Origin of the sequence: Providencia sp. wls1914 (assembly GCF_009706645.1) — a bacterium.
GTDB lineage: Bacteria > Pseudomonadota > Gammaproteobacteria > Enterobacterales > Enterobacteriaceae > Providencia > Providencia zhijiangensis.
Window position 1 is genome coordinate 148,973 of sequence record NZ_WLUN01000003.1, and the last position, 23,682, is coordinate 172,654.

Consider the following 23,682-nt stretch of genomic DNA (forward strand, 5'->3'; position numbering starts at 1 on the left):
TAACCCTCTTTTTACGACCTTAAATTTGTCCTGATATTGCTGTCTTCTTTCGATATTCGCGGATGAATATCTTGTTCTGTTTTTGAATGTACTGCATTGGTAGGAATAGGGAATCGATTTAGTTAGAATCGAATACATATTATTAAGCGTATTTGAAAATCAGCACTGCTTGTTAAATATGTCATTGTTAACAAGAATACATTGAATTTAATCCGACTTAAAAAGAGTGCCATTATGAAAAAACAGAGTATTGCATCCTATATTGCGAAAGTACTGGATAACGCAGGTGTTAAGCGCATCTGGGGAGTCACTGGGGACTCATTAAACGGTTTAACGGATAGTTTACGTAAACAAGGGGCTATTGAGTGGTTAGGTACCCGTCATGAAGAAGTGGCTGCATTTGCCGCGGGCGCAGAAGCGCAACTAACGGGTGAGTTAGCGGTGTGCGCGGGTTCTTGTGGACCTGGCAACATGCACTTAATCAACGGGTTGTATGATTGCCATCGTAACCGTGTACCTGTATTAGCCATTGCTGCGCATATCCCATCGAGTGAAATCGGTAGTAATTACTTCCAAGAAACCCACCCAACGGAACTGTTCCGCGAATGTAGCCACTATTGTGAAATGGTGACTAACCCTGAACAAATTCAACAAGTTTTGGGTATTGCGATGCGTAAAGCGATCCTGAATAAAGGCGTTTCTGTTGTCGTTATTCCGGGTGATATCGCCCTGAAAGATGCACCAGAATCGGCGAAAGAAGAGTGGTATCAGCCACAAGCACCTTTGATCATGCCTCAGCGTCCTGAAATTGAAAAATTAGCAGAAGCACTGAATCAGTCAGAAAACATCACGTTGTTCTGCGGTAATGGCTGTGCTGGCGCTCATGATGAAGTGGTGAAACTGGCAGAAACCTTGAATGCGCCAGTGGTACATGCGTTGCGTGGTAAAGAGCATATTGAGTGGGATAACCCAAATAGCGTGGGTATGACAGGGTTAATCGGTTTCTCATCTGGCTACCACGCGATGATGAATGCGGACACCGTTGTGCTGCTAGGTACGCAATTCCCGTATCGTCCGTTCTACCCAACAGACGCGAAAATTATTCAGATTGACCTGAATGCTGGAAGCTTAGGCTCCCATTGCCATATTGATATGGGGTTAATCGGGGATATTAAGGCGACCTTGACTGCCTTACAGCCACATTTAACGGCGAAGCAGAATCGCAAACATTTGGATGGCGCACTGAAGCACTATGCCGAGGCGCGTAAAGGGCTGGATGATTTAGCTAAGCCGGGTCATGAAGGGCTGATCCATCCACAATATTTAGCCACCAAGCTGAGCGAGCTGGCGAACGACGACACTATCTTTACCTGCGATGTGGGCACACCAACGGTGTGGGCTGCGCGTTACTTGAAAATGAACGGTAAACGCCGCCTGATCGGTTCGTTTAACCACGGTTCGATGGCAAACGCAATGCCACAAGCGATTGGTGCGCAAGCGGTTGATAAAAATCGCCAAGTGGTTGCAATGTGTGGCGATGGCGGTTTCAGTATGTTGATGGGTGACTTTATTTCACTGTCACAGATGAAATTACCAGTGAAAATTATCATTCATAACAACGGCGTGCTGGGCTTTGTGGCGATGGAAATGAAGGTTGCAGGCTTTATGACTGCGGGCACCGATTTACAGAATCCAAACTTTGCGGCAATTGCCAATGCGGCAGGTATCAAAGGTATTCGCGTTGAGAAAAGTGAAGATCTGGACGGTGCGCTGAAAGAAGCTTTTGCCCATGATGGCCCAGTTGTTGTGGATGTATTGACGGCGAAGCAAGAGCTTTCAATGCCTCCAGAGATTGAAGCGCAAGAAGCCAAAGGTTTTAGCTTGTATATGCTGAAGGCGATTATGAGCGGTCGCGGTGATGAAGTGGTGCAATTGGTGAAAACCAACTGGTTGCGTTAATCACTATCTAATCGAGTAGCATCATAAATAAATCCCTAATTCAGCGTACTGGATTAGGGATTTTTGTTTAATATCCTGCAGCGGATTGGCTGCGCCAAAGATGAGCGGCAATCAGTGCTCGCCACGGTGCAAATTGGGCTAGCCATTGTTGGGTTTCTTTCGCAGATGGTTGCGCATCTTGAGCTAATAAAGTTTGTAAATTGCGCCGTACGGCAACATCCCCATGTAGGGAACCATCTAGGTAATTAAATCCGCGCAGCAATCCATAACTTACTGTCCAAGGTCCAATGCCTTTGATGGCTAGCAATTTTTCGGTGACATCATGAACATTTTCAGGGGTAACGGCGTTGTCTAGGTCTAATTCACCCGCCTGAATAGCGGCACACAGCCCGCGTAAGGCGATGATTTTTCCAAGAGAAAAACCCGCTTGCCGTAAAATTTCATCGTCCACATTGATGACTGAGGCGACGGTGGGAAAGCACCAAATGCCTGATGAATGCTGCTGCCCGACCGCTTGAATAAAACGTCGGCGGATGGCGATGGCAGCAAGAACACTAATCTGCTGGCCGATAATGGCCCAGACGAGCGCTTCAAACGTGGTGGCGGATTGATACACTCGCACACCTCGCTGTGGCGCAATCAGTTTACCCAGTATTGGGTGGGTAAGGTATTTTTCTTCAAATTGCTCAACGGGTTGATTCAATCCGAGTAAATGAATCGCAAGCGTGTGTAGCTCATTTAAGGAAGGCGAAGTTTCTGCATTATCAACATCAAGCTGCAATATTGCTTGTTTATTGTCAGTGGCTTGGCCGTTAATGGATAGGCGAATTTGCGCAGCGTGTTCCTGCCAGATGATCCCTTTGCGCAAGGTGTTTTTTTCAACAATCTCGGCGATATTTTGCGGATCCCGCAAGTGAAAGGCAAAAAAATCATCAATACGGTAATGAAGTGGCAGTGATATAGAAACGGATTGCGTTGATGCCATAGTTCGTCTTCTTCTGATTTATGCTCATTTTTGGTTAATTTTTGACAAAAAACGTCAAACGCTACATTTTTAGCCGCTAGAGTATGTTAGCTTAGCAAAAAGGTGATTCAGATAATCATGTGCTAATTTAGCTTGCCCATACCTATTCAGCAAATTCTTGCGCAAGTCGGTGAGCAGATTAACTGCATAAATTAAATCAAGGATGTGAAGATGAACGCAGAAAATAATGAAATGCTCCCTGCGCCAAAACCTAAGCCTGAATTAAATGGCATCGGTGGATGGTTAATTCTCCCCTTGCTTGGGGTGATTTTTTCGGCGCTATTTATGCCGTTTAGACTTTGGCATCATAATCAAGAAGTGATTGAATATTGGAGTGAATTGACGTCCTCAGGTTCAGATTATTTCATTCCGCTATTCAAAGAAGTGATATATTTTGAAACGGTTGGTAACGCGATTATTTACGGTACAGTTCTGTATCTTTGTTATCTCTTTTTCACTAAGAAAAAATTAATTATTAAGGTGTATGCCTTTTTCCAAATTTTTTCATTGGCTGTGATGGTTTTTGATTTGGTGCTTGCCAATCAATTGTTAGATCTCGAAATAGATTCCAATGATATTCGTGAATTGATACGAGGGTTATTTGGTTGTTTTGTCTGGGTGCCTTACTTTTTTGTCTCTGTGCGTGTGCGCAATACATTTATTAATTAGTAAACCCCAATGACCGTGGAGCCTGCTGATGATTTACTGTAAACGAGTCTATGACCCTTGTAGCCCTCAAGATGGTTATCGCATTTTGGTGGATAGACTGTGGCCTCGCGGGATCAAAAAGGTAGATTTGCAGTGTGATGAATGGAACAAAGCGGTTGCGCCCTCCAATGAATTGCGCAAATGGTTTCATCAACATACTGACCAGTTTGAGCAGTTTGTGACGCAATATCAGCAAGAACTACAGCAAAATGATGCATGGCACGCCGTATCTGCGAAAGCGCAGCAAGGGGACATCACATTGTTATATAGCGCCAAAGATACGCAACATAATCAGGCATTGGTACTGAAAGCTTTTATCGAAGAAAAACTCAAAGAACGTAAAGAATAAAAAAGGTTATTACTATGGATGTGAATTTATCATCTAATCCCGAATCATTGCCCGCGGCTCAAATACCGGTGCAGAGTCATACTAAACCTCAAAAATCCCTCCAAGGGATTGGTGGCTGGCTGATTTTACCTCTGTTAGGTCAGCTGTATATGCTGGCTAATTTGGTCAAAATGATGGTGAATGATATTGCTGAGGTTCAAGGTGCTTGGTCGCTGGCAACAAACCCAGCATCGGACTTTTATATGTCTGGTTTTGCCTCTGGGTTTTATGCTGTTCAGCTCAGCCTTGGGGTGATTATCGCATTAATGGTAGGGTCGTTAATTGCTGTGTTTAAAAAGAAGTCTATGGTTAAGTGGCTGTTTATCATTACGATGATGCTCTATGTTGCTGTAATTGGCGCCTCTCGTATCGCTTTTCCCGTCGCGTTTCACCTCGAAATCGACTATAGCTACATTACTAGCTTTTTTAATGGCAGTTTTTATTGCTTGATTTGGGTTCCTTATTTTCTGGTTTCTGCCCGCGTTAAAAATACCTTTGTGAATTAAATAAAGGGCTGCGAAGCACAGCCCGTACAGTTAACTATTTAATCTTTATTAACCGCCTAGTTGTAAATCATGGGTAATATTGCACTGTTCCACGAATGCTTCATCGTGAGAAACCAGTAACAGTGTCCCTTGGTAATCCCGTAATAGCCCTTCCAATAGCTGTTTTGAATCTAAATCTAAGTGATTGTCTGGCTCATCGAGCAGTAAAACAGCGGGAGGATGAGGGCTATGCGTCAGAGCTAGGAGCGTCGCTTTGAGCTGCTCGCCACCACTGAGCTGGCACAACGGCAGTAACGATTTATCCCCTCGAATACGTAACATACCCAATTGAGTGCGCCACTGCTCTACGGAAATCGCTGGCTGATATTGATAGAGTGCCTCGGCAACTGGTAACGATTTATCCAAAAGATTCAGATGTTGGTCTAAATAGCAAAAAGTACCGCTGATGCGATATTCTCCAGACAGCGCCTGCAACTGATTTGACAGCACTTTCAATAGGGTGGATTTCCCCGAGCCATTGTGCCCTTGGATGTGCCAGTGTTCACCGCTATAGGCGGTAAATGAAAGTGGCTCCGTTTGCCCATAAGGTAGTATCAATTGGGAGACAAAAATGCGCACTTTCCCGCCTTCGCTTTGGTAATTGAGTACCATTTTTTGCGGCTGAATATGGCAGACTTTGTCTTGATTCTGCTGATGTTGATGCTGTAATTCGCCTAATACACGCTGGTGACGTTCCGCCACATTAGATTGCCTTTTTTCGGCTCGGTTTTTCTGCATATCGAGTAACAGTAAGGATTGAGAACCACCATAGCGAATATTTTCACCTTGTTTACGCCGTTGGGCGGCTTTTTGTAGGGTGGCTTGCTGCTGTTTTTTCTCTTGGCGGATCTGTTTTTCAAGCTGTTCGCCCTCTGCTTCAATGGCATTGATAGCAAAGGTTTTTTGCTCATCATACAGGGTGTAATTTCCGCCGTATTCCACTAAGCCTTTGTCGGTTAATTCAAAAATAGCATCCATCTTTTCAAGAAGATGCCGGTTATGGCTGATGACTAAACAGCCGGCTTTGTGCTGACTGAGTTTTTCACTTAGCCATTGGCGTCCTTGTTGGTCAAGGTGGTTGTCGGGTTCGTCGAGTAAAAGAAAATGGTCAGGATGTAAAAATGCACGACATAACGCTAAGCGAGTGCGTTCACCACCGCTCAGTTGTTCAATAGGGGCATCCATTGATGCTGTTAGCTGCGCAGACGCTAACAGCATTTCCCATGTTGCAGGCAGATGCCAATTATCTTCCGTTAGCTCGAAATCGGTCATGGTGCCGAGACCTTGTTCAATGCGTGAAAAGGCTTGCCAAAGTGCATCAATACCTAGTGCTTGAGCAAGGGTATCACCCGTTAAGCGGTTGAGTTGATCCACATGAATTATCGGTAAATGCCAATCAACTTTGCCGTGAGTGGGGGGGAGTTGCCCGGCAAGTAATCGCATTAATACGGATTTTCCACGACCATTGTGACCAATTAGCGCATTTTTTTGGCGAAATAAGCTACCACTCAATGGTGGAAAGAGTGCGAATTGGTCGAACTCGATGGTTAATTGTGAAAAATGGCACGCGAGAGCAGAGTTAGCTATTGTCATAGAGACCTCCAAATAGAGGGGGCAGACAACGTTACGCTATCTTTCGCACGATCATTTTTCGAAGCATTTTCTTTTAAAAAGCATATTTCGAAAAAGAAGCGATGAAAACTGTGTCTGCCAAGAACAGAAAAATAATGACCTTAAACAAGGCATTGTGGATATTTTCTGGCAGTACTTAGTTCATCGTCGGAAAGGCTCACTTTAGAAGGGGCAAAATTGCGAGTGAATTATAAACAGGAGTAGGAGGAAGAAGCAAGGTAAAAGCGCCAGTCTGTGGGCACAGATAGGCGCTTTTGGTACAACAACGAGTTTTTTACGATTCTATCTTACTGCGTATCTCTTACGAGATTATGCTGTCACAGCCACTTTCGTGTGCTCTGCAAGCCATTGTGCAATGTGCTGTTTCTCAGCGTCGTTCAGCCACATGCCCAATTTGGTACGACGCCAAATTGCATCGTCTAATTCTACAACCCACTCATTTTCGACTAAGTAGCGTAATTCGGCTTCATAGACGTTTGCGCCGAATGCTTCACCTAAATCAGACAGTGAGTTTGCACCCGCTAAAATCAGCTTACTGTTGCTACCGTAAGTTCTTGCGTAACGCAGTGCTAAGCCTTCTGGGAGCCATGGGTAATGCTGGGTTAATACGCGTGCGTAACCATCGCGGTCACAACCTTCGATGTCGCCACCAGGTAACTGACCGTTTTTAGTCCAAGGGCCGCTAGCGTTAGGGTAGTACGCCGCTAATTTGCCCACAGCTGCTTCAGCCAGTTTACGATAAGTGGTTAATTTACCACCGAAGACTGACAATAATGGTGCTTTACCCTCTTCATCGTGAATATCTAAAGTGTAGTCACGAGTGATAGCTTGTGGAGAGTCTGATTCGTCATCACACAGAGGGCGAACACCAGAGTAATCCCACACAATATCTTGTTTGGTCAGCTGTTTTTTGAAGTGGTCGTTATACACTTTCAGCAGATAATTGACTTCGTTTTCGTCAATTTTCACATCTTTAGGATCCCCTTTGTACTCAACATCGGTGGTACCGATAATTGAGAATTCATCCATCCAAGGGATCACAAAGACGATTCGGTTATCTTCGTTTTGCAGGATATACGCTTGTGGTTCATCGTGAGCGCGTGGAACCACGATATGGCTGCCTTTGATCAGACGAATACCATAAGGGGATTTCAGTTTTAAGCCATCATCGAAGAACTCTTTAACCCAAGGTCCTGTTGCGTTAACTAGACCTTTAGCTTTCCAAGTATGAGTTTCGCCAGTACGTAAGTCTTGAGCTTCAACCACCCAAAGACCATCTTCACGGTATGCGCGAGTCACTTTTGTGCGAGTGCGAACTTCACCGTTTTTACGAACCACTTCTTGAGCGTTCAATACCACTAAACGCGCATCATCAACCCAGCAATCTGAGTATTCGAAACCTTTGGTTAGTTCAGGTTTTAAGACGGAATTTTGGTTGAACTTTAAGCTCTTGCTGCTTGGCAGACTAACGCGTTTACCTAAATGATCGTACAGGAACAGGCCGATACGAATCATCCAAGCTGGGCGTAAGTGAGGCTGATGAGGTAGACGGAAGCGCATTGGGAATGCGATGTGCGGAGCCAGTCGTAATAGGACTTCACGCTCTGCAAGTGCTTCACTCACCAGTCTAAATTCATAATGTTCGAGGTAGCGTAAACCACCGTGGATCAGTTTCGAACTTGCAGATGAAGTTGCACTCGCTAAGTCTTGAGATTCAAGCAGCAGTACAGATAATCCACGCCCAGCAGCATCAGCCGCAATACCAGCGCCGTTGATTCCGCCGCCAATTACAATCAAGTCTTTCGTTTCCATGCATCCCCCTGAGATGTTCGAACCATTTTCTATAATGTTCGTTTTCGCTCATTTGATTGTAATCAAATTTTGTACGTCTGCCAACCTGTAATCCATAAAAATAACAAGCGCGTGATGCTAATAACATTTTGTGTATAAATTTAATCTGTTTAATAAATTGGCAATATGACAAAAGGATGACAACAGAATGAAAAGAAAGGAAAAAATAAGAATTGATGGTAGACAAGCTACCATCATTGAGAAGTTAAAGCTGGGGGGCTAGCAGAGCTCTAATTGAACGTTATGCTGTTCGATAACCTTTAGGATACTGGCTGGAGGTGCTTGGGTGGTAAACAAGGTATTGATTAAATTCATATTACCTAAATTCACCATCGCATTTCGGCCAAATTTGGAGTGGTCGGTAACCAACATGACATGGCGAGAGTTTTCAATAATCGCGCGCTTGGTGCGAACTTCATGGTAATCAAATTCAAGCAATGAACCGTCCATATCAATCCCACTGATCCCCAGAATGCCATAATCCAGCCTAAACTGAGAGATAAAGTCGAGGGTGGCTTCACCGACAATCCCACCATCACGCGAGCGAACTTCACCGCCTGCGAGGATCAAACGAAAATCCTCTTTTGCCATGAGTAATGTTGCAACGTTCAGGTTGTTGGTCACGACGCGCAGGTTTTTATGATTAACCAATGCGTGGGCGACAGCCTCTGGGGTTGTACCAATATCAATAAATAGGGTTGCGCCGTCAGGGATTTGGCTTGCCACACGTTGAGCAATACGCGCTTTTTCCTCAGACCACATGGTTTTGCGGTCATTGTAGGCGGTATTGACGGAACTCGAAGGCAAGGCTGCGCCACCATGGTGTCGTAGGATTTTATTTTGTTCAGCAAGATCATTGAGGTCTCGGCGAATGGTCTGAGGGCTAACCTCAAACTGCTCGACAAGTTCTTCAGTACTGACATATCCCTGAAGACGCACAAGTTCAACAATTGCATCATGTCTCTGGGTTTGTTTCACAGCATTAGCCTCTAATTATAAAATGTTCTATTTGGAACCTTGGTGTTTAAAACTGAGCCTATTATCCCATATTCCCATCAATAATCCGATAATTAACCCTGAAGTATGTGCGGCATTAGCAATGTCCATACCGAGCAGGTCAAAGTAACCGAAGAATAACCAGATAATTGAGAATACCATGAGCCCGCGAGGGATACCGATACCGATTTCTGGACGACGTTCGCCAGTGATCCAAACATAGCTAACCAGTGCATAAACGACACCGGATAAACCGCCAAAGTTGTTCTCACTGAATAGGGATTGACCCCAGTTACTGAATAATGCGGAGACTAATAAAATGGTGAACAGTTTTCCTGTGCCCATTTTTTTCTCAACTTGCCCGGCCAAAAACCACCAGAGCGCAAGGTTGAAACCGATGTGCGAAATAGAAAAGTGAACGAACGCTGGGCTTATCCAACGCCACAATTCGCTTTGCTGATCACCAATAGGCCAACCTAGATAGTATAGAACGACACGAGGATCTGTCAGGGTGACCCAAAGATAGACTGCGATAGACAGCAAAATAACGGCGATAGTCAATGGGCCGGATTGCTGTTTTAAATAACTGAATGTCAGATAGTTACGATATTGAAATTGGGCGTCCGTACGACCCGTTTGCCAACTGGCTTCGAGATAGCGAGGATCATTAGGATTGCGCAAAAAGGCTTCTAGCTCTTGGCGAACTTGCTCCGCATGCTGCTCATCATCGAGCCAAAGTTCATAATGTTGTTGGTCGTTGGATGGATGGAATTGTAGTTGGATATTTTTTCCTGCCATATAATCGACAAACGCTTGAGCCATCCGTGGGTTTTCAAAAGAGATAATGTGGATCATAAATACGCAGTCTCGTTTAGAGCGCCGTAATGGCTTGTGGGTATTCTCGTGACCATGCCTCAAATCCGCCATTAATGCTATATACAGATTCAAAACCAATATTAATTAAGTATTGCGCCGCGCCTTGGCTGCTGTGACCGTGGTAGCACATCACCATAATCGTTTGTTCGTAATCTGTTTTTTCGACAAACGGGTGAAGTGACTCATTGGTTAAGTGATAAGCGCCTGTCGCGTGACCAGCACGAAAACTTTGGGGATCGCGAACATCGACAAGGATAGCAGTGCCATCTAACCAGTGCTGATAAGCTTGTTCGGGTGTTAGTGTCTCAAAATGGTCCATAAAATACCGGAAAGTTAGGGGATATGTCATGAAAGAGCATCCACAGGCGTGCTGAGGATGCTCCGATACTCAGTAGAAAATGCGTGTGAGCAGAATCTATTAGTAGAAAGAGTGCTCGCCGCGTTGGTGCTCAGTCAGGTCTTTAACGCCTTTTAATTCACCTTCGAACATTTTCAGTAATTCTTTTTCGATACCTTCTTTCAGCGTCACATCGACCATGGAACAACCGTTACAGCCGCCGCCGAATTGCAGGATAGCAAAACCATCTTCGGTGATTTCCATTAATGAAACACGACCACCGTGGCTCGCTAATTGTGGGTTAATTTGTGATTGTAAAACGTATTCAACACGCTCAATTAATGGCGCATCTTCAGACACTTTACGCATTTTCGCGTTCGGTGCTTTTAAGGTTAACTGAGAGCCTAATTGGTCAGTGACGAAATCAATCTCAGCATCTTCTAAGAATGGTGCGCTAATTTCATCAACGTAAGCAGAGAGTTTTTCAAACTTCAGCTCTTTATCGGTGGCTTCTACGGCACCAGGAGGGCAATAAGAAACACCACACTCCGCGGTTGGTGTGCCTGGGTTAATGACAAATACTCGAATTTGGGTTCCTGACTCTTGGCTTTCCAATAACTTGGAGAAGTGAGTCTGTGCTGCTTCTGTAATATTAATCATAATCTCTTGCTCAATAATAGTTGACTGCTTTAGTTGGTTATAATACGCCCATTTACACCCATCCTACAAGGTGCGACAGAGTGACCACGCGTCAACAGTATGCGCTCCCGCACAAATCAACAATTGAGCGGCTGCATGCATGGTTGAGCCAGTTGTAATCACATCATCAATAATAGCTATGTGTAGACCTGAAACCGAAGTTTCAAGGGTAAATGCCTCTTTTAGGTTATTGCGGCGCTGCTTACGAGTTAATGAAACTTGCGCCAGTGTATCACGAGAGCGCAATAATGAATTTTGCGAATAGGCAATATTTAACCATGTGGTTAAATTACCACCAATTAATGCCATGTGATCAAATCCTCGGCGCCAACATCGTCGAGGATGGGGAGGTATGGTTATCAATAAGTCGGGTTTTTTCCATTGTTGTTGGCGATATCCATTCAGCCAATAAAGTAAAAACATCCGCGTCAGGGGGATAGCTAACTGGGGTTGATAGCGAAATTTATATTGATGGATAAGCTGGCGTAATGGCGCTTGATACGGCGTTACGGTAATTAGCCTCTGCCAAGGTGGTGGCTGAACAAGGCAGCGTCCGCAAGGAAATTGGTGATATTCACACGGAAGAGCGCATTGTGGACAAACCTTCGGCATTGACGGTAACTTTTTGATACAAAAGCTGCATATCCCTTGCTGGGGAATTTTTAATAACTGCCGGCATAGCCAACAGACCCCTTCCATTGCTAGCATAGGCGAGTCCTAGATTGAAAAATCAGAATGAAAATAACAGTGAAGAGAGTGTAATCATGGCGACGCTATATTGGCAGACAGTGGGTGAAGGAAAACAAGATATTGTGTTACTGCACGGATGGGGATTGAATGCCGAAGTCTGGCAGACAATTATTCCTCGAGTGGCTTCGCAATTTCGCATCCATTTAGTTGATTTACCCGGTTATGGGCGTAGCCATGATTTTACGCCAATGAGCATTCAATCCATGGCTGATGTTATCTGGGAACAAGCGCCTAAAAATGCGATTTGGCTGGGATGGTCACTCGGCGGGTTAGTGGCAAGTCGTATCGCGCTCGATCACCCAAATGAGGTAAAAGCCTTAATCACCGTGGCATCTTCCCCTTGCTTTGGCGCTCATGATGAGTGGCAAGGTATCAAACCTGAAGTCTTACTTAATTTTGAGCAGATGCTGGCTGAAAATTTCCAGCGTACTGTCGAGCGTTTTCTGGCACTACAAACATTGGGAACAGAAAGCGCCCGTGAGGATGCGCGTACATTGAAATCTGTGGTATTGGCGTTGCCAATGCCATCGGTTGAAGCCTTGAATATGGGGCTGGAATCTTTACGTATTGAAGATTTACGTGAGGAACTCACCCATTTACAGGTTCCTTTCTTACGCATTTATGGTTATTTAGATGGCTTGGTTCCACGTAAAATCGCAGGGAAATTAGACGAGTTGTATCCCAATTCATTATCCGTTGTGATGCGCAATAGCGCTCATGCACCGTTTATTTCTCATCCCGATGAGTTTTGTGAAACATTGATTCAGTTTGCGAAATCATTGAACTAAATCAGTGTATTAGAAGTTAATTCGCTGAAATGGAAATAACTATTTAATCTTATAGACAAAATGTGAGCAATCGTGACTCTCGGGGCATCCTTTACAACTGGTACCCGTAAGGCACGCGCTCACATCGACTTTTTCAATTTTCCCCATACTGACCAGCTTTTCAGCCATGGCATTCACCAGTGCAGCAGGGGCGTTTAGTTGAGAACTCAGAAGCGCAATGTCAGCTTGCCCATATAATGCAATTAAATCTCGGACTTGTAGCAAGCTGGCCATCGTATTTTCCTTAGTGGCAACTGTTGTTAGAACAACCTGAACACTGTTGCGCTGTTTTGGATTTAATATTGAACGTCACGCGGCTGCGCATGCGGCGTAGAGCGGTGATGAGTACAATATTAAACAGCAGCACAGCGCCAATTATGACCAAGCTGCTTTGTGGATGTTCGCTAAATGTGGCGGTTTGATAGAACAGCGCTGCGAGGCTATAAGCCACGTTTAATCCCCACAGAATAGAGAAAGTCATCCAGCTTTTGTTGGTTTCACGGGCGATTGCTCCCATTACTGACACACAAGGCACATACAGCAGCACAAAGATTAAGTAACTATACGCTGCAATATCGGAACCAAATTTCGCCGCCATGGTACCCATGGAACCTGTTGCCATCTCAGCATCACCCATACTCGCTTCGATTGGGTTAGATAATGCGCTGATGGAAAATGTCTCTTTTAAGCTATCCCATGTATCCGTGACTGCTGCGCCTAACTCATCGAGCAGGTCAAAAGATTCGGCATCGAAAGGTTCGCTGGTGATCGCCTCGGCGGTGTACAGGGTATTTAAGGTTCCAACAACCACTTCTTTAGCCATTGCACCGGTGATCAAACCGACAGTTGCTTGCCAGTTATCATTGTGCACACCAATAGGCTGTAATACTGGAGTGATCACTTTACTGACGGAAGCCAGCGCGGAATCATTGATGTTGTCCACAGGCTTGCCGGATAACGAAAAGCTGTTTAGCGCGCCAATGAAAATGCTCGCCACCACAATGACTTTACCCGCACGGATCACGAAGCCTTTTAAACGCTGCCAAGTTTGGATGAGCAATGTTTTTGCATGAGGTACATGGTAGACCGGCAGTTCCATCACAAACGGGGATGCTTCACCGCGCATCAAGGTATGTTTCAGTAGCAGGCCTGTTAGGATTGCCACGACAATACCGAGAATGTAGAGGGAGAACACGACGCTTGCGCCATTTTTACCAAAGAACGCCGCTGCAAATACTGCGAAAATAGCTAAGCGAGCGCCGCAGGACATAAACGGCGCCATAAGCACAGTGATCAAGCGTTCACGAGGTGCATCTAAGGTGCGTGCACCCATGATGGAAGGCACGTTACAACCGAAGCCAACAATCAAAGGAACAAAGGATTTACCCGGTAAACCAAGAGATTGCATCAGTCTATCCATCACGAAAGCCGCTCGAGCCATATAGCCGGAGTCTTCCAAAATAGATAAAAACAGGTACATCATACCGATTTGTGGTACTAGTGGCAGAACCGTATTGATACCACCGCCAACACCTTGAGCAAGGAAAACGGTCAACCAATCAGGGAAGTTTGCGGTTGCACCAATCCATTGAATGCCATGAATAAAGATAGCCTCAGACGCCCCTTCAAAGAACGGCTGTAAAGCGCCACCAATATTGATCGCAAGGACGAACATCAGGTACATCACGAACAAGAAAATTGGCACGCCAAGCCAGCGGTTCAAGATAAATTTATCCAGCGCTTGAGTGAGTTTATTCGGCTCAGCGGCACTGTTATTAATCGCGGCGTCACAAATTGAGGCAATGGATTGATAGCGAGCATCTGCAATGAGTAACTCAGGTTCTTCTTGCAAGGTCTCTTTGAGTTTAAGGCGAGTTTCAGCAAATACTTGTTCGGAGATATCAGCCCGCTGGCGGCTATAAATATCGCCTTCTAAAATTTGGAGAGCTAACCAACGGCGCTGCTGCTGACTAAATTGCTGAGCAGAAATTTGCTCTGAAAGCATATCCACGGTTTGTAACAGTTGTGGTGGATATTGCACTAAGGCTTGTTGGCTATTTTGAGGATGGCTATCAATCGCTTGTTTGAGCTGTTCAAGCCCTGTTGCACGGGTAGAGACCATTGGAATTACAGGGCAACCTAGCTGCTTTTCGAGCTGTTTTACATCGATATCGATATGTTGGCTTTTGGCTATATCCAACATGTTCAGTGCGACGATGCAGGGAACACCTAGCTCAACAAGTTGTAATGTCAGATATAAATTGCGCTCGAGGTTTGAGGCATCCACCACGTTGATCAACATGTCGGCTTCGCCACTTAAAATAAAGTAGCAGGCGATTTGCTCATCGAGGGAGGTTTGCTCTGAAATAGTCGTAAGGGAATAAGTACCTGGTAAATCAACAAGTTCAATCTTGTGTTCAGGGGTGTGGAAGCGTCCAACTTTACGTTCGACGGTCACTCCTGCCCAGTTACCGACGCGCTGACGTGACCCTGTTAACTGGTTAAACAAGGTTGTTTTACCAGCGTTAGGGTTGCCAATAAGGCCGATAGTTAATGGTTTCATAGTGTGTATGCCAGTCGTGAAAATGAAAATCTTTATTGGAATTAATCCAAAAATAATTAGTTCGCTTGAGCTTCATCTAAGTTGATCAGAGCTAAATCTTTTTTGCGTAATACTAAGCTGACGCGATGAGTTTCAATTTGCACGGGATCACCAAATGGCGCTACGCGCACAACTTTGAACACTGAGCCTGGAAGCAGACCAAGGGAAAGTAATTTTTGGCGATAGGCCGGACTTATCTCTGGTGAAAAGCCAAGTATTTTATAACTGCATTGAGGAAGTATGGACATAGTACCTTCCAATTACGGTTTATTCTGTTGATTTAACATGAAAATTACGATGTTAAATTACAGAGAGTGTTATTAAGAATAATATTGATAATTATTATTATAAAAGTGGTTATCGTTAAAAGAAATAGAGTGGAAGATAAAATTAAATCTAATTAACAATGAGAATCATAATCATCTACCATGGTTATATTTAGCCTCTTTTTCGGACAATATTAAATGATGTGGATCAAAAAGGGATTTAGTTGGTGGAGTTTTTTAAAACTAAAATGCAGATGTTAGTATTGTTAATTAATATAATTAAATAAGACAAAGTGCAGATAATAAATTGAATTAGTTATTTAATTTATTTTTATAAGAAAAATGGAATATGTTTAAATTAAGTACTGAGAGATGATTAAATGCATTTTAATAAATGCCCTTGCCGATGAAACAGCAAGGGTATCTTGTCTTAGTACTTTTTTACTAAGGGCTTAGCGCTTTTTACCGAAAGCGGCAGCAAGTGCATCGCTCATCGCACTGTTGCTAGACGCCGCGGAGTTAGATGATGAATTTCCTCGCGCATTTCCTCGAGGGGCAGGCGCTTTGCGGGTATTTCTATCTTGTGCTGGAGCCGCACTGCGAGGTGCGCTGCTACCTTCACCCGCTTGCTCATCTAAGCGCATAGTGAGCGCAATACGCTTACGGGCAATATCCACATCCAGTACTTTGACTTTCACAATGTCACCCGTTTTGACGACTTTGTGAGGATCTTCAACGTAGCTGTTTGAAAGGGAAGAAATATGCACCAGGCCATCTTGATGAACACCAATATCCACAAATGCCCCGAAGTTAGTGACGTTAGTTACCGCGCCTTCTAAGATCATTCCCGGAGTTAAGTCATTCATCGTTTCGACACCATCAGCAAAAGTTGCTGTTTTAAACTCAGGACGTGGGTCACGACCCGGTTTTTCCAGCTCTTTGATGATGTCAGTAACGGTAGGAACCCCAAACTGTTCGGTGGTAAATTCACGTGGACTTAAGCCATTTAATACCTGTGAATTGCCCATAATCTCTTTCAGCGGCTGGCGCACAGCTTCAAGAATTTTTTCAACAATTGGGTAGGCTTCTGGGTGAACCGTTGAGGCGTCCAGTGGGTTATCCCCATTGGTGATACGCAAGAATCCAGCACACTGTTCAAAGGCTTTTGGCCCTAAACGAGCAACTTTAAGTAACTGTTTTCTATCATTGAATTGACCGTTAGCATCACGCCAATCGACAACATTTTGCGCGATCATTTTGCTCAACCCTGCAACACGGGTGAGTAGCGCAACAGAGGCGGTATTCAAATCGACGCCGACGGAGTTTACGCAGTCTTCAACGACCGCATCTAACTTACGGGCTAGCTGAGTTTGGCTAACATCATGTTGGTACTGGCCGACCCCGATAGATTTCGGGTCGATTTTCACCAGCTCAGCTAGCGGGTCTTGTAAGCGGCGAGCGATAGAAACTGCGCCACGCAAAGAAACGTCTAAATCAGGAAACTCTAATGCTGCCAGCTCAGAAGCAGAATAAACAGAGGCGCCAGCTTCACTGACAATCACTTTTTGTGCCGTGACGTCAGGGAACTGTTTTTGTACTTCAGCAAAGAAGCGTTCGGTTTCTCGTGAGGCGGTTCCGTTACCAATCGCGACCAGCTCGACGTGATATTTTTGACATAATGCTGCCACGATAGCAGCCGCTTTGGCAGCTTGGCCAGTGTGCGGGTAAATGGTATCCGTCGCCATTACTTTACCCGTCGCATCAACGACCGCCACTTTTACACCGGTACGTAAGCCCGGATCGAGCCCCATCGTGGCACGCATACCCGCAGGCGCTGCCATCAATAAGTCACTGAGATTACGGGCGAATACGTTAATTGCTTCTTCTTCCGCTTTCTCGCGCAGGGCGCTCATGATTTCAGTTTCTAAGTGCAGCAACACTTTGACCCGCCAAGTCCAGCTGATGACAGCTTTACGCCATTGATCAGCAGGGGCATTGTTTAAGCGCACATCTAAATGGCGCGTAATAATTTCTTCGCAATAGCTCTCTTTTGGCGGCTCTTCAAATTGAGGATCACAGTTGAGGGATAACTGCAAAACACCTTCATTGCGACCACGGAACATGGCCAAAGCGCGGTGTGAAGGAACGTGAGCAACCGGTTCATGGTGATCAAAATAGTCACTAAATTTCACGCCTTCAGTCTGTTTGCCATCAGCAACAACAGAAACAATGTGCGCATTTTTCCAAATATAGTCGCGAACTTTTGCTAATAAGGAAGCATCTTCGGCGAAACGCTCCATTAGAATGTAGCGAGCACCATCTAAAGCGGCTTTGGTATCCGTGATGCCTTTATCTGCGTCAACATAGCTTTGTGCAAGTGTATCCGGTGATTGGCTCGGATCGTTCCACAACGTATCCGCTAAGGGTTCTAAGCCCGCTTCGATAGCAATTTGTCCACGAGTACGGCGCTTTGGTTTGTAAGGAAGGTAAAGGTCTTCGAGTTCGGTTTTATTCAGCGTTGTGTTGATGGCAGAAGCGAGTTCTGGAGTAAGCTTACCTTGTTCATCAATGGATTTTAAAATGGTTTGCTTACGGTCGTTTAACTCTCTCAAATACCCTAAACGGCTCTCTAGCTGGCGTAGCTGAGTGTCATCCAATCCCCCCGTAACCTCTTTACGGTAGCGGGCGATAAATGGGACGGTATTGCCTTCATCCAATAATGTAATGGCTGAAAACACCTGTTTTGGTTGGGCTTGTAGTTCGGCCGCAATAATTTGGCTTAGAGTTTCATTCATGTCGTGTTTAAATACCTACTCAAAGAACAGTGAAAATAGACTGCACAGTTATACTTGCTGGTAGACAGAATTGCCAGACAGAATTTTTGCCTAGTGGTAGGCAAGTCGCAGATTATATTTTATAAAATATTATAATTATCCGATTTATATACCTTTAATGAAATGAATAAGAGCCTTTTAATTACCCGTGAAGGATGGGACGCTTTAGACAAAGAACTTAAATATCTTTGGAAAGAAGAGCGCCCTCGAGTAACACAATCCGTCTCTGAAGCCGCAGCTCAGGGGGACCGTTCCGAAAACGCAGAATATATCTACGGTAAAAAACGGCTGCGGGAAATAGACCGCCGTATTCGTTTTTTATCCAAAAGATTGGATCAGCTTAGAATTGTTGAACCCGATCCTCGACAAGAGGGGCGTGTGTTTTTTGGCGCATGGGTTAAGCTTGAAGATGATAATGAAAATATCAGAATTTTCCGGTTAGTGGGGGCTGATGAATTTGATCCTGCTAAGCAGTGGATTTCTATCGATTCACCAGTTGCTCGCGCATTAATTGGCAAGCAGGTTGATGATGAAGTGGTCGTTACCACGCCGGGCGGAAAAGTCACGTATTTTGTGCTAGAGATTAGCTATAAACCATTAATCAGTTAAAGAGTAAAATGATTCATTAAAGTTAGTGTTAATGGTAAATTAATGGCATGAATATTATTTTTGTTACTTTCATCAGCAGAATAATTCTAAAATTCCACACTTTGGGGGCTATAAATGCAGGAAAGTTATAAAGTTCTCGTCGTCGATGATGATATGCGTTTACGTGCTCTGCTTGAACGTTACCTCACCGAGCAGGGTTTTCAGGTAAGAAGTGCAGCGAATGCTGAACAGATGGACAGGATCCTAACGCGGGAATCTATTCATTTAATCGTATTGGACTTAATGCTTCCTGGGGAAGATGGCTTATCCATTTGCCGTCGTTTACGTAGTCAAAACAACCCAATTCCAATCATTATGGTTACCGCGAAAGGCGAAGAAGTTGACCGTATTGTGGGCTTAGAAATTGGTGCGGATGACTATATCCCTAAACCGTTTAACCCTCGTGAACTGTTAGCGCGTATTCGTGCGGTGCTGCGTCGCCAAGCGAACGAGTTACCGGGTGCGCCATCGCAAGATGATGCCGTCATCACTTTTGGTAAATTCAAACTGAACCTCGGAACCCGTGAAATGTTCCAAGGCGAAGAAAATATGCCATTAACCAGTGGTGAGTTTGCGGTGTTGAAAGTATTAGTTTCTTATCCACGCGAACCATTATCTCGTGACAAACTGATGAGTTTGGCTCGAGGTCGTGAATACAGTGCGATGGAACGTTCTATCGACGTTCAAATTTCACGTTTACGCCGTATGATTGAAGAAGATCCTGCGCACCCACGTTACATTCAAACCGTTTGGGGCTTAGGATACGTATTTGTTCCAGATGGAAGTAAAGCATGAAGCGACTGAGGTTCTCACGACGTAGTACATTTTCTCGCTCGTTATTTTTGTTCGTTGCGCTCCTGTTCGCAAGCCTTGTGACCAGCTACATGGTTGTATTGAATTTTGTTGTGATGCCAAGCTTACAGCAGTTCAATAAAGTGCTTGCTTATGAAGTGCGAACATTAATGACAGAGAAAATGGTTCTACAAGATGGAACCTCAGTGCGAGTTTCACCCGCATTACGTAAAAAAATCTACAATGAGCTCGGGATTACCTTTTACGCCCATTCAGCGGCGATGGAAGAGGGATTAAACTGGGCAAAAGAGTATGATTTTCTAAGTGAAAACATGTCGGAATACTTAGGTGGCAAGGCCAGCGTGCATCTGGAACTTGGGCGTGAGTATCCGATATTGTGGTTAACATCCTACCTAGCACCGGATATTTGGGTGCGCGTTCCACTCACCGAAATCGGTCAAAATCAGTTTTCTCAAGTTTTCCGCTATACACTCACGGTCTTCCTCACTATCTTTGCAGGGGTTTGGCTCTATATTCGCTATCAAAATAAGCCATTATTGGAGCTGGAATATCACGCGGGTGAGGTCGGAAAGGGGCATGTTATGCCGCCGATGCAAGAGAAAGGTGCCACTGAGGTGCGTGCGGCTATTCGCTCGTTCAACCATATGGCGGCAGGGATAAAATCCCTCGAAAATGATCGTACAGTATTAATGGCAGGGGTCAGTCATGACCTTAGAACGCCACTAACCCGCATTCGTCTCGCAACGGAAATGATGGGGCCTGAAGATGGTTATCTTGCTGAATCTATCAATAAAGATATTGAAGAGTGTGACGCAATCATCGGTCAATTCATGTCTTACCTGAAAACAGGGCAAGAGATGGATATGGAATTCTGCGATCTTAACGCTATCCTCAATGAGGCTGTTGTTGCTGAAACCAACGTCGTGGGGGAAATTGAAACCAATTTAGTCCCAGGGCCAGTGATGTTTAACGGTAACCATCTTGCTATCAAACGCGCGATTACCAACATGATAGTCAACGCTTATCGCTACGGAAATGGCTGGATCAAAGTCAGCAGTGGTAAAAACGAAGATTATGTTTGGTTCCAAGTTGAAGATGATGGCGCAGGGATCAAAGAAGAAGACATTCAACGACTATTCCAGCCGTTCGTACAGGGTGAAAAAGCCCGCAGTAACAAAGGTACAGGGCTGGGGCTCGCGATAATTCGCAGAATTATAGATGCTCACGAAGGGAATATTGAGATCCATAAAAGTGAGCGCGGCGGGTTTGCGATTAGGGCACTTCTCCCCCTAAAAGAACGTGAAGACTGATATCTCGTCGTATTTCGCGTTGTAGCATTGTTGGCTGCGCTCGTTAACCCTAGTCACATACTTGTGTATGCTCCCAGGGATAACTTCACTTGCCGTATCTCGTCGTATTTCAACTTGTAGGGGTGTTGACTACGCTCAGCTACTCAGGTCACATACTTGTGTATGCTCCCTGAGATATCTTCTCTTGTCGCCTACCTACAAGCTGAAATACTTAGAGATATGTTGTGTAGAAAGATAGAAAGAAATTTTTTCATTTATGACAATATGTCATATTCCAAACGCTAAGCTGTCATATTCGTTAGTGTCATCTATTTGATTGAAAAATAAGAAAATAATCATTTTTGTCCCATTCTGCTACACTTAATCATGTCGATAAAATCCGCAAATGTCATAAAACTGTCATAAAGATGACATATTGCCGTAACTCAATTGTCCTATTTTCCCTACCGTGACATACACCCAATAATTTAATACTTGATTATTTCTTACATCCCCGGAGGGATTATGAAAATGATGCGTACCACACTAGCAAGCGTAATGGCAGCAACCTTATCTCTGACTGCAATGTCTTCTTTTGCTGCTACCAGCCTGACCGGAGCTGGCGCGACATTCCCTGCTCCTGTTTATGCGAAGTGGGCAGATACTTATCAGAAAGAAACAGGTAATAAAATTAACTATCAGGGGATCGGTTCTTCTGGTGGTGTAAAACAAATTAATGCAAAAACAGTTGATTTCGGTGCGTCTGATGCGCCATTGACTGATGAAAAACTCAAAGAAGACGGCTTGTTCCAATTCCCAACCGTGATTGGTGGCGTGGTTTTAGCAGTAAACGTTAAAGGCATCCAATCTAATCAGCTGGTTCTTGATGGTAAAACGCTGGGCGACATCTACTTAGGCAAAATTGCTAAATGGAATGACCCTGCCATCGCAAAACTGAATCCAAACGTAAAATTACCTGACCAAAACATCGCAGTGGTTCGCCGCTCTGATGGTTCTGGTACCACATTCGTCTTCACAAGCTACTTAGCAAAAGTTAGCTCAAATTGGAAAGATGAAGTCGGTGCAGGTTCAACGGTTAACTGGCCGAAAAACAGCGTAGGCGGTAAAGGTAACGACGGCGTTGCAGCCTTTGTTCAACGTCTGCCAGGCTCTATCGGTTATGTAGAATATGCTTACGCAAAACAGAATAATCTTGCGTATACTAAGCTGGTTTCTGCAGATGGTCAGCCAGTTTCACCAACAGGTGAAAGCTTCAGCGCAGCAGCGAAAAAAGTGGACTGGTCTAAATCATTTGCACAAGACCTGACTAACCGTGAAGGCGCTAACGCATGGCCAATTACCTCAACCACATTCATCTTAGTTCACAAGCAACAAGCGGATGCTGAGAAAGGTAAAGCGGTTCTTGATTTCTTCAACTGGGCTTACGACAAAGGTGGTAAACAAGCAGAAGCATTAGATTACGCTGTGTTACCTCAAGAAGTTGTGACCGCAGTACGTGCAGCATGGAAAACAGAAGTAAAAGATAGCCAAGGTAAAGCACTGTTCTAAGTGCCCCTCGGGTTGGAAAAGGGTAAGCGGGTGCTGAGGAATAGCTCCCGCTTATTCACCGTAGTAACGTAAGTCCTACTGCAAAGTAGGCATGGAATGAGAACAAAGCGCATGGCCGAAAAAATAACGGCATTCAAAGCCCCTAGTAAATCGGGCGACGTGATTTTTAGTGCATTAGTCAAAATAGCTGCGCTAATCACTCTCCTCATGCTTGGTGGCATTATTATTTCCCTGATTTTCGCATCTTGGCCAAGTATGCAGAAATTCGGGTTTTCGTTTTTGTGGAATAAAGAGTGGGATGCGCCAGCAGAACAGTTTGGTGCATTAGTGCCTATCTACGGCACCATCGTTACATCATTAATCGCTCTGATTATCGCCGTACCAGTGAGTTTTGGTATCGCATTATTCTTAACAGAGCTCGCGCCTAACTGGTTAAAACGCCCATTAGGTATTGCGATTGAGCTTCTCGCTGCAATCCCAAGTATTGTTTATGGTATGTGGGGACTGTTTGTCTTCGCTCCGTTATTTGCAGAATACTTCCAAGAACCCGTTGGTAATGTCATGTCGAGCATTCCAATTGTTGGCGAACTGTTCACCGGCCCTGCGTTTGGTATCGGTATTCTTGCTGCGGGTATTATCCTCGCCATTATGATCATTCCTTACATCGCCTCGGTAATGCGCGATGTATTTGAACAAACTCCTGTGATGATGAAAGAGTCAGCCTATGGAATTGGCTGTACTACATGGGAAGTGATTTGGAACATCGTTCTGCCTTATACCCGTAATGGGGTAATTGGCGGGGTGATGCTGGGGTTAGGTCGTGCTCTGGGAGAAACAATGGCGGTGACATTCGTCATTGGTAACACTTACCAGCTCGATAGCCCTTCACTGTTTATGCCGGGTAACAGTATTACCTCTGCGCTGGCGAACGAATTTGCTGAAGCGGAAAGTGGTTTACATACAGCGGCACTGATGGAACTTGGTTTAATTCTGTTTGTGATTACCTTCATCGTTCTGGCGATTTCCAAGCTGATGGTAATGCGCCTTGCTAAGAATGAGGGACGCTAAT

At 44.6% G+C, this 23,682-nt stretch carries 20 protein-coding genes and 2 pseudogenes; 10 read left to right on the forward strand and 12 right to left on the reverse strand.

The window, feature by feature from the left end:
• Nucleotides 1-234: 234 nt before the first annotated feature.
• Nucleotides 235-1,959, forward strand: coding sequence for a ubiquinone-dependent pyruvate dehydrogenase (poxB, locus tag GKR74_RS01540; RefSeq protein WP_036948406.1), 1,725 nt, complete (start codon nt 235-237; stop codon nt 1,957-1,959).
• A 67-nt stretch (nt 1,960-2,026) separates the two neighbouring features.
• Here poxB and GKR74_RS01545 read toward each other — a convergent pair whose 3' ends face one another.
• Nucleotides 2,027-2,944, reverse strand: a complete 918-nt coding sequence (locus GKR74_RS01545; protein WP_154602239.1) for a DNA-3-methyladenine glycosylase family protein — start codon at nt 2,942-2,944, stop codon at nt 2,027-2,029.
• 210 nt (nt 2,945-3,154) lie between these two features.
• On the opposite strand from GKR74_RS01545, the gene GKR74_RS01550 reads away from it, so the two are divergent.
• Genes GKR74_RS01550 through GKR74_RS01560 form a run of 3 tightly spaced genes read left to right on the forward strand, consistent with a single transcriptional unit; the run spans nt 3,155 to nt 4,585 of the window.
• Nucleotides 3,155-3,652: a DUF2569 domain-containing protein gene (locus GKR74_RS01550; RefSeq protein WP_154602240.1), complete on the forward strand. Its 498-nt coding sequence runs from the start codon at nt 3,155-3,157 to the stop codon at nt 3,650-3,652.
• 28 nt (nt 3,653-3,680) lie between these two features.
• Nucleotides 3,681-4,040, forward strand: coding sequence for a DUF488 domain-containing protein (locus GKR74_RS01555; RefSeq protein ID WP_154602241.1), 360 nt, complete (start codon nt 3,681-3,683; stop codon nt 4,038-4,040).
• A 14-nt stretch (nt 4,041-4,054) separates the two neighbouring features.
• Complete coding sequence (locus GKR74_RS01560; RefSeq protein ID WP_154602242.1) at nt 4,055-4,585, forward strand: DUF2569 family protein; 531 nt, start codon at nt 4,055-4,057, stop codon at nt 4,583-4,585.
• A gap of 48 nt (nt 4,586-4,633) precedes the next feature.
• Here GKR74_RS01560 and GKR74_RS01565 read toward each other — a convergent pair whose 3' ends face one another.
• From GKR74_RS01565 to GKR74_RS01595, 7 genes are all read right to left on the reverse strand, one after another.
• Complete coding sequence (locus GKR74_RS01565; RefSeq protein ID WP_154602243.1) at nt 4,634-6,217, reverse strand: ATP-binding cassette domain-containing protein; 1,584 nt, start codon at nt 6,215-6,217, stop codon at nt 4,634-4,636.
• A gap of 348 nt (nt 6,218-6,565) precedes the next feature.
• Nucleotides 6,566-8,068 carry a glycerol-3-phosphate dehydrogenase gene (glpD, locus tag GKR74_RS01570; protein WP_154602244.1) on the reverse strand — a complete coding sequence of 501 codons (1,503 nt, stop codon included), beginning with the start codon at nt 8,066-8,068 and terminating at the stop codon, nt 6,566-6,568.
• A 258-nt stretch (nt 8,069-8,326) separates the two neighbouring features.
• Nucleotides 8,327-9,085: a DeoR/GlpR family transcriptional regulator gene (locus tag GKR74_RS01575; RefSeq protein ID WP_036948423.1), complete on the reverse strand. Its 759-nt coding sequence runs from the start codon at nt 9,083-9,085 to the stop codon at nt 8,327-8,329.
• Nucleotides 9,086-9,112: 27 nt separating this feature from the next.
• Nucleotides 9,113-9,958 carry a rhomboid family intramembrane serine protease GlpG gene (glpG, locus tag GKR74_RS01580; RefSeq protein ID WP_154602245.1) on the reverse strand — a complete coding sequence of 282 codons (846 nt, stop codon included), beginning with the start codon at nt 9,956-9,958 and terminating at the stop codon, nt 9,113-9,115.
• A gap of 16 nt (nt 9,959-9,974) precedes the next feature.
• Nucleotides 9,975-10,298: a thiosulfate sulfurtransferase GlpE gene (gene glpE / locus GKR74_RS01585; protein WP_036948430.1), complete on the reverse strand. Its 324-nt coding sequence runs from the start codon at nt 10,296-10,298 to the stop codon at nt 9,975-9,977.
• Nucleotides 10,299-10,397: 99 nt separating this feature from the next.
• Entirely contained in the window at nt 10,398-10,976 is a 579-nt protein-coding gene (gene nfuA / locus GKR74_RS01590) for a Fe-S biogenesis protein NfuA (RefSeq protein WP_036948432.1), read from the reverse strand.
• A gap of 63 nt (nt 10,977-11,039) precedes the next feature.
• The gene (locus GKR74_RS01595; protein WP_154602246.1) at nt 11,040-11,723 is read right to left on the reverse strand and encodes a phosphoribosyltransferase family protein; all 684 of its coding nucleotides are present in this window, start codon (nt 11,721-11,723) and stop codon (nt 11,040-11,042) included.
• Between the two features lie 56 nt (nt 11,724-11,779).
• On the opposite strand from GKR74_RS01595, the gene bioH reads away from it, so the two are divergent.
• Complete coding sequence (bioH, locus tag GKR74_RS01600; RefSeq protein WP_154602346.1) at nt 11,780-12,553, forward strand: pimeloyl-ACP methyl ester esterase BioH; 774 nt, start codon at nt 11,780-11,782, stop codon at nt 12,551-12,553.
• A 39-nt stretch (nt 12,554-12,592) separates the two neighbouring features.
• Here bioH and GKR74_RS01605 read toward each other — a convergent pair whose 3' ends face one another.
• The 4 genes from GKR74_RS01605 to GKR74_RS01620 form a co-directional block, all read right to left on the reverse strand.
• Complete coding sequence (locus GKR74_RS01605) at nt 12,593-12,826, reverse strand: FeoC-like transcriptional regulator (RefSeq protein ID WP_154602247.1); 234 nt, start codon at nt 12,824-12,826, stop codon at nt 12,593-12,595.
• 10 nt (nt 12,827-12,836) lie between these two features.
• Entirely contained in the window at nt 12,837-15,155 is a 2,319-nt protein-coding gene (feoB, locus tag GKR74_RS01610; RefSeq protein ID WP_154602248.1) for a Fe(2+) transporter permease subunit FeoB, read from the reverse strand.
• 56 nt (nt 15,156-15,211) lie between these two features.
• A complete protein-coding gene (feoA, locus tag GKR74_RS01615; protein ID WP_036948447.1) occupies nt 15,212-15,442 on the reverse strand; it encodes a ferrous iron transporter A in 231 nt (76 codons plus the stop codon).
• Nucleotides 15,443-15,912: 470 nt separating this feature from the next.
• Nucleotides 15,913-18,255, reverse strand: a complete 2,343-nt coding sequence (locus GKR74_RS01620) for a Tex family protein (RefSeq protein ID WP_154602249.1) — start codon at nt 18,253-18,255, stop codon at nt 15,913-15,915.
• Between the two features lie 162 nt (nt 18,256-18,417).
• On the opposite strand from GKR74_RS01620, the gene greB reads away from it, so the two are divergent.
• The 5 genes and pseudogenes from greB to pstC all read left to right on the forward strand — a co-directional run bounded on the left by greB (nt 18,418) and on the right by pstC (nt 23,681).
• Complete coding sequence (greB, locus tag GKR74_RS01625; protein WP_036948453.1) at nt 18,418-18,903, forward strand: transcription elongation factor GreB; 486 nt, start codon at nt 18,418-18,420, stop codon at nt 18,901-18,903.
• A 114-nt stretch (nt 18,904-19,017) separates the two neighbouring features.
• Nucleotides 19,018-19,716, forward strand: a pseudogene (gene ompR / locus GKR74_RS01630) (osmolarity response regulator transcription factor OmpR); the annotation flags it as partial.
• Nucleotides 19,717-19,733: 17 nt separating this feature from the next.
• A pseudogene (envZ, locus tag GKR74_RS01635) lies at nt 19,734-21,047 on the forward strand (two-component system sensor histidine kinase EnvZ); the annotation flags it as partial.
• 522 nt (nt 21,048-21,569) lie between these two features.
• A complete protein-coding gene (gene pstS / locus GKR74_RS01640) occupies nt 21,570-22,613 on the forward strand; it encodes a phosphate ABC transporter substrate-binding protein PstS (RefSeq protein ID WP_154602250.1) in 1,044 nt (347 codons plus the stop codon).
• A gap of 111 nt (nt 22,614-22,724) precedes the next feature.
• On the forward strand, nt 22,725-23,681 hold the full coding sequence (pstC, locus tag GKR74_RS01645; protein ID WP_036948465.1) for a phosphate ABC transporter permease PstC: 957 nt from the start codon (nt 22,725-22,727) through the stop codon (nt 23,679-23,681).
• Nucleotide 23,682 lies beyond the last annotated feature (1 nt).